5 protein-coding genes are annotated in these 7,519 nt (G+C 53.6%); 3 read left to right on the top strand and 2 right to left on the bottom strand.

Annotated features, from left to right (window positions below; all coding sequences use genetic code 11):
• Positions 1–485: 485 nt before the first annotated feature.
• Both HUO07_RS15955 and HUO07_RS15950 read right to left on the bottom strand, forming a co-directional pair.
• Entirely contained in the window at positions 486–1,862 is a 1,377-nt protein-coding gene (locus HUO07_RS15955) for an NCS2 family permease (protein WP_176304382.1), read from the bottom strand.
• Between the two features lie 456 nt (positions 1,863–2,318).
• Positions 2,319–3,593, bottom strand: a complete 1,275-nt coding sequence (locus HUO07_RS15950; RefSeq protein ID WP_176304381.1) for an O-acetylhomoserine aminocarboxypropyltransferase/cysteine synthase family protein — start codon at positions 3,591–3,593, stop codon at positions 2,319–2,321.
• Positions 3,594–3,829: 236 nt separating this feature from the next.
• Here HUO07_RS15950 and HUO07_RS15945 point away from each other — a divergent pair, with 236 nt between their 5' ends.
• The 3 genes from HUO07_RS15945 to HUO07_RS15935 all read left to right on the top strand — a co-directional run bounded on the left by HUO07_RS15945 (position 3,830) and on the right by HUO07_RS15935 (position 6,755).
• Positions 3,830–4,498 carry a GntR family transcriptional regulator gene (locus HUO07_RS15945; protein WP_176304380.1) on the top strand — a complete coding sequence of 223 codons (669 nt, stop codon included), beginning with the start codon at positions 3,830–3,832 and terminating at the stop codon, positions 4,496–4,498.
• 723 nt (positions 4,499–5,221) lie between these two features.
• Positions 5,222–5,611 (top strand): ABC transporter permease, encoded by a 390-nt coding sequence (locus HUO07_RS15940; RefSeq protein ID WP_422822699.1) that lies wholly within the window; start codon positions 5,222–5,224, stop codon positions 5,609–5,611.
• Positions 5,612–5,651: 40 nt separating this feature from the next.
• The gene (locus HUO07_RS15935; RefSeq protein WP_246286727.1) at positions 5,652–6,755 is read left to right on the top strand and encodes a DmpA family aminopeptidase; all 1,104 of its coding nucleotides are present in this window, start codon (positions 5,652–5,654) and stop codon (positions 6,753–6,755) included.
• Positions 6,756–7,519: the final 764 nt, after the last annotated feature.

The raw sequence follows: 7,519 nt of genomic DNA, 5'->3' as shown, positions 1-7,519 counted from the left end.
AAACGATGTCCTCGATCATCTGCCAACGCTGATCAGAAAGCTCGTAACGGCCTGTCATATCGCCCTCCTGCTCAATGAACGGAGATAGCGTAACATTTATGACTTTTCAGACAGAACCTAGTGTCTTATTTTTCAATAACCAATTGTTTTTAAATAATTAATTTAATATTTATTGATAAGATGTTCAGTGAGCTAAACACATCATAAAGGTTTAAAATTAGCCTCCGAAGCCGAGGGTCGCAGGTTCAAATCCTGCCGGGCGCGCCATATTTTTCAAGGACTTACGTTAATACGTAGGCCCTTTTGTTTTGCGTGTGTCAAATCTGTGTCATCAGTGTGCCAAGCTCGGCGCAAGGTAATGCCAAATATGGCGCGCACTTACATCAAGACATTACATCGACTTTCAGGCTGAGATGACAAAAGCCTGCGGGGTCAATTCCCTTCAGTTCAAAATGCCGCCTGACTCAGTGCAGACGGCAGATCGCTTATTGCGCGGTGAGTAGCATGACTACCGATAGCGCGGCGGTTACCCACATGGCCGGCTTGATCTCACTAAAGCGCCCGGTGAGTACTTTGATCAACACGAAGCTGATAAAGCCAAAAGCAATGCCCAGAGTGATTGAGTAGGTCAGCGGCATTAGGATGATGGCCAGAAATGCGGGGAACGCCTGATCAAAATGCTCCCACTCGATCTTGCGTATTGGCGCCATCATGAATAGTCCTACCATAACCAGTGCCGGTGCAGTGGCAATACCTGGCACCAGTGAAAGTAGCGGCGAGAGAAACAAGAACGGCAGAAACAGGAACGCAATCACCAGTGCCACCAACCCAGTGCGCCCGCCTTGGGCCACGCCCGCCCCGGACTCAATGAACGTCTGCGCGGCACTGGTGCCAAGTGGAGCGGCAATCATCGACGAAAAAGCATCCACTATCATGGAGCGCTTGAGGTTGCGTGGATTACCTTCTTTATCCTTGAGGTCGGCGGTTTCGGCTAACGCCATAAAGCACGACATGGCGTCAAAAAAGTTGGTGAATAGCATCACGAAGATGAATGGTAGGTAGGCGACTTTCAGCGCACCCATGATGTCCACCATCATCACCGCGCTGAAATCCGGCCAGGCGGCAAGGCCTGTCCAGGCCACCATGACTTCGTCGCCCCACAGCCGCCCCATGGGCGCGGCAGCCAGTGTGGTCAGTGCAATGCCCATGACCAGTGCACCGTTAAAACGCATGATCACGAACACCGCCGTAGCAATCAGCCCCAGAAAGAACGTAGCCAGATGGGCGTCCATGGTGCCAAGCGACACCACGGTGGCATCGCTTCCCACAATGAAGCCTGCGTTTTGCAGCCCAATGAAGGTGATGAACAGCCCGATACCGCAGGTAATTGCATAGCGCAGTGACAACGGGATCGCCTCAATGACGGCCTTGCGTACATTGAACAGCGCCAGCACCGCAAAGATAACACCGGACCAGAATACGCAACCAAGCGCCACTTCCCAACTGATCCCAGCACCCAATACTAGGGTATAGGTAAACAGCGCGTTCATGCCCATGCCCGGTGCCACCATAATGGGATTGCGGGCGTAAAATGCCATGGCCAAACTGCCCATGAAGCTGATCAGAACAGTGGCTGAGAGCGCGGCAGTGAAGGGTATGCCGGCATCGCTGAGCACGGCTGGGTTGACCACGATGATATACATACCAGCAAGAAAGGTGGCAAGGCCAGCGAGAACCTCGGTTTTTATTGAAGAGCCGCGTTTAGATACGTTAAAAAAACGATCCAGAAACGGCAGATGGCGCTCCGCATCGTCAACATCCGGATTGAGCTTCTCGGATGAGTAAGCTGTTGTCTCTTGCATATCCAATACCTTGTTATTGTAATGGCTGGAGGTGTCGTTATTGGTTTTAAACGGTCTTTGTTTATTTGCTGACCATTCGGTCAAGTCTATGGATGTAGCCAGAGTCGGTCAAGGTAGGAAAAATGGTTTCAACGAACTCGCTTACCTTGAAGAGAGGCTGGAATCGGGCTATCAAGCCCAATGAATTTTTTCTAATATATAAGCTGCAATTTGAATTCAATATTGGCGATGCCTCCGGTTTGGAGGCATTAGTACGATAAAAACATCCCTCCCGTGACCTTATTTCCCTTTTTACCTGTGCCTACCGGAAACACTTCGGTGAAGCACCCAGCGCCACTGCCAATAAGCGCTCAGGTGCCAGACGAAATTTGTAACTAGAGACGCTCGTCCCTGAGGCATGCGGAAGGGTGAGCTGCTAGGCTGACTTAGTCATAGTCAGGCACCTAAAGCGCACCGCTAGTCTTGGGAAGAGGTTAGCGCCTGATCGATATCCGCCAGCAGATCGTCAATATGCTCGACGCCAATCGACAGGCGCACCATATCTGGGGTAACGCCCGCTGTTTTTAGCTCTTGGTCATTTAGCTGGCGGTGCGTGGTAGATGCCGGAAGAGAGGAACAACTCTTGGCATCGCCGATATTCACCAGCCGCAGAATGAGCGATAGCGCATCATAAAAGCGTTCTCCAGCGGCTTGGCCGCCCACAATACCAAAGCTAAGAATGCCCGAGGCGTGACCATGCATATAGCGGTGCGCGAGTGCGTGGTCTGGGTGGCTCTCCAATCCTGCATAGTGCACCCACGCCACCTGGGGATGGCTTTCTAGGTGCTTCGCCACCGCCAACGCGTTAGCGCAAATACGCTCAATCCTCAGTGACAACGTTTCCAGCCCCTGCAGAAGATTCCAGGCCGCCTGAGCAGATAATGCCGCCCCCATATTGCGTAACGGTACTACCCGGGCTCGGGTAATAAATGCTGCATCACCCACGTCGCGGGTATAGCTAACGCCATGATAGGAGGCATCCGGCTCGTTCAGCAGCGGGAACCGGCTGGCATGTTCAGCCCAGGGGAATTTTCCTGAATCCACAATGACTCCACCCACCGTGGTGCCGTGGCCGCCGATATACTTGGTCGCCGAATGGACGACAATATCCGCTCCATGCTCAATTGGTCGACATAAAAATGGCGTGGCGGTGGTGTTGTCCACTATCACCGGCACTCCGTGACGATGGGCAGCATCGGCAAGCGCCCGTAAATCGACAACGCCGCCGGAGGGGTTGCCGATACTTTCGCAAAACACTGCTTTAGTGCGTTCATCAATCAGCGCTTCGATGCCCGCAATATCATCTTTATCGGCAAACCGCACCTGAATACCCTGACGCGGCAACGTGTGAGCAAACAGGTTGTAGGTACCGCCATACAGCTCGCTAATCGACACGATGTTATTGCCCGCTTCGGCGATGGTTTGAATAGCATAGGTGATTGCGGCCATCCCTGATGCTACCGCTAGGCCCGCAATGCCGCCTTCCAGCGCAGCCACTCGCTGCTCCAGAACGGCGCAGGTAGGGTTCATAATGCGGGAATAGATATTTCCCTCCACTTTCAAATCAAACAGGTCCGCTGCGTGCTGCGCACTGTCAAATGAGAACGAGGTGGTCTGATGAATCGGCACCGCAACGGCATTTTGTGAATCCGGCACGTAGCCATGGTGAAGGGCGATAGTTTCAGGTTTCATAAGGGCGGCTCTTAAAGAAAAAAGTAACTCTGATCTCCTGGATTCATAGAATAACCGCAGGTGCACTGAACGTGCGCTGTTTGCTCATGACCGGATCCCGAATGGGTTCATCTAGGCTCTCTAGGAAATCGTTTAGTTGTTAAAAATCGATTATTTGTAATATATAATATAGATTGATTGAAAGAAGTTGCGCCAAGCTTGATTCATGTGCGAATACGTCAGGCAAAGGAGCCAAAATGGGAGAAGCACATTTAAATAACAGTGCCACGAGCGCCAGCCGTATCTTCGATACGCTACGTCAAGACTTGGTCAATGGTCGTTTTGAGGCCGGCGAAAAAATTGCAATCAACGTACTCAAGGATCATTATCAAGTGGGGCTAAGCCCCTTGCGCGAGGCCCTCAATCGTCTGGCTGCATACGGTTTATTAATGCAGGAAAACCAGCGTGGCTTTCGAGTTCTGAGCCTTGATCGTCGTGAGCTGAATGATATTGCTGAAATGCGCCGAGAACTTGAGACTATGGCATTAGAACGAGCAATACGCCTTGGTGATGCTGAGTGGGAGTCGGAGTTGCTGGCTGCCGCGCATCGCCTCAAGCGGGCTGACCAGTCGCCTGAGGAGGTCGACCAATGGGAATTGATGCATACGCGTTACCATCGTACTTTGGTATCGGGGTGCGGCTCTGTATGGCTGCTGCGCTTTATTGATCAATTGCATGATCAGTTTGATCGCTATCGGCGCATGGCGCCTAGCGTGCCGCAAGTGCGACAGGTACTGGACGGACAGCACGGCGAGCTGGTGGATCTCGCACTTGCTCGTGATGTAAAAAAAGCGCGAGCCTTACTAGAAAACCACATCCAACTATCCTATGAAGTGGCGCTAGGTAGTTGCAAGGACAGATATTAGCTGGCTCGCTTAAAGCACTACGTATTACGCTGCGCTGCGCATCGAAATTTTCTGCTGTGAGCCAGCGTATGACTAGCGGTCGCAGCTATTGCCATTCGCTATCGAGTAGAGGATACCAAGCAGTATCTCTACTGTGCCCACTGACCACACGGTCCTGACCAAAGACACCTTCGAACTGAAAGCCGAGCCGCTGTGTGGCCCGCCATGACGGGGCATTAGCGCATCGCACTTCCACTCTAGGCGGCGATAACCCAGTGCGAACACATGCTCTATCATCAGGATCAGCGCCTCAGTAGCCGCCGAGGTACGAGCCAGTCGAGACGAAAAATTGAGGTGGCCCAGTTCGGCCGAGCCGTGCCGGGCACGATATTGAGCCAGGAAGCCACACCCAGGGCGTCGCCAGTACTTGCTTCGACAACCGCCATGAATACTGGATCATGATTCTGTCTTTGCCGGTGCAACCATGGCGATCCTCAGGCAGTTCCGGATCGAGCACCTGCCAGGTTGCCCATAGGGACTCGCCATGAAGGGATGTGGGCGGCAGAAACGCCCGCTCAGAACGCACCGCCAGTGTGTCCTAGCGTCTTCCAGCGACTGACAGACTGATGACAGGAGCCGGCATGTTATGTGCCCCCGTTTCGTCGCAGCTGCATTTATCCAAGGCTATATTCTGCATGATTCCCGGTTCCTCGCCGGTCGCAACCGGGTGCCTGTCGAGCCCCCCTGAAAAGCCCGCCAGCAGGTCCTTTACTCGCAAGCCATGGCTGGCGAGATGCCAGTCACCTTTCGTCGAGGTGTTATAGCCCATGCTGTAGAAATAAACTCGAAGAGGCCTCGGCCGGTCTGGGCGCCGGTATGTGGACGACCTTCCAACGGATCACATTGCCGCTGATTGCTCCCGGCACTGCCGGAGGTGCGATGTTGGCCTTTATCATCTACATGGACGATCTGTTGATCACCTATTTTATTTCGGGGGTTGGTTTCACAAAGCCGTCGGTCTTCATTTACTGTATGATTCAACGCGGCATCAAGCCTGGAATCAATGCCATCGCCACGCTACTGTTCGCCCCCTTCTTGATCGCCGGCGCAGGCCTGCACCTGCGTAGCAAGTAACATTTCGTTACGCCAGCTGCCACCGAAAAGGACGATAACGATGTCTAAATCCGCCCTGCCACGCCGTCGTGCCCGAGAGCTCGATCTGCCCTTTCCCGGCATCACCGGCACTCACAATGCTATCACCGACGTACCCGGCGTGCTGGTGGGCTATGAAACCATTGACCGCGCTACCAATAATCCCACTCGCTGGGCTAAGACCGGTGTCACGGCCATTCTTCCGCGGGGGTTCGTCAGCGAGCCGCAACCGGTGTGGGCAGGTTACTATGCCCTCAACGGCAACGGAGAGATGACCGGTACCCATTGGGTCGATGACGGCGGTTACTTTGTCGGTCCGCTGTGTATCACCAATTCCCACGACGTGGGTATGGTCCACCATGCCTCGGTGCGCTGGATGATTGAGCACTATGCCGAACGCTGGAGAAACCACCACTTATGGGCCATGCCAGTGGTTGCCGAGACCTACGACGGCGTTCTTAACGACATCAATGGCTTACATGTCCGCGAGGTGGACGCCCTGGCCGCGATCAACGGGGCTCAGGGAGGCCCCATCGCTGAAGGCAACGTGGGCGGTGGCAACGGCATGATCTGCTATGAATATAAGGGCGGCACTGGCACCGCATCGCGGACTGTGGAAGCTGGGGGCGAACGTTATACCTTGGGAGCACTAGTGCAGGCCAACCACGGCATACGCGACTGGCTACAGGTGCTCGGCGTACCGGTGGGCCAGGCATTGCGCGACGACAACCGTATCCCCGAGTTCGGTAGTGAACGCGGTTCGGTCATCGTAGTCCTGGCCACCGATGCACCAATGATGTCTCACCAGCTAAAGCGACTGGCCAAGCGCGCCGCTATCGGCATCGGCCGAGGCGGTACGCCCGGCGGCAACAACTCCGGCGACATCTTCATCGCCTTCAGTACCGCCAACCCTCAACCGATGCCCCAGTTCGCCGAGGCGAGGCAAACCTTCGATGCGCTTAACGACGAGGTCTTTGACCCCTTCTACTTGGCCGCAGTGGAAAGCGTCGACGAGGCGGTCGTCAATGCCATGCTCGCTGCCGAGGACGTCCTCACCCAGCGTCCCCGTGGGCATATCTGCAAGGCGATCTGCCCAGAGACACTGGCAAGGCTGGTTTGTCGGTAATCTGTGGTAGCGAGGTGATAATCGTTTTGGCCTGGTTTGACAAGGGTGCTTTGTTCTCACGCCGAGTCTTCATGCGTTCTGCCGGTATGGTCCAGATGGCTTTATCAGGAACAACTTCCTCCCACTTTGACTTAATTACTTCAAAGGTACGAGTCGTAGTCAGGGTCAGGATTTGTAGAGCCTTGGCCGATAGATTGGAGTTGCCGCTCATTTCGGTCATGGAAAATGCCACCTCGTCATACAGCATGGCAGGAAACTGCCCGCTTGGAGGTGGTGGTCATCTTAACCAATGAGGGTATTCTCAACTCTATGTATCTCTCACTGCTTATCCTTGCTCCACTCTCGCAAGCGTTTTTTCCATGTGTCCATGGCTATTCCCGTTGGGCGTATTAATCATGCAGAAGCATCAAGGCCCGCCAAAGCGGGCCGTGGTAATCGAAGCCATCACGTCAAACGAAATTTGTTGACCATCCTGCAGGCTTTGAAGCCGACAACCTTTAATTTCTTAGATTCATAAAATAATAACCGCAGTACTTTGAAACATACGGTAGAGGCAGGAGGGCCAGCGCCGGCACTCTTTTCGGCTCGCTTATCCATCGCCACGATGGCAAAGGTATCTGGCGACTTTTGGATAATAAAGTGATCAAAGGCTGCGATAACGACCCCGGTGGTGACTGTGTCAGTTGTCGAATAGTAAATCAGCTTGCCTTGGTGACTCAGAAAACCTAGCACATTCAGACTGAATAAGTTGGCATCTTTTGTGG

The sequence above is a fragment of the Vreelandella maris genome (assembly GCF_013371085.1).
Lineage (GTDB): Bacteria > Pseudomonadota > Gammaproteobacteria > Pseudomonadales > Halomonadaceae > Vreelandella > Vreelandella maris.
The sequence above is the reverse complement of the archived record's forward strand: the minus strand, read 5'-3'. Positions and strand labels throughout refer to the sequence as shown.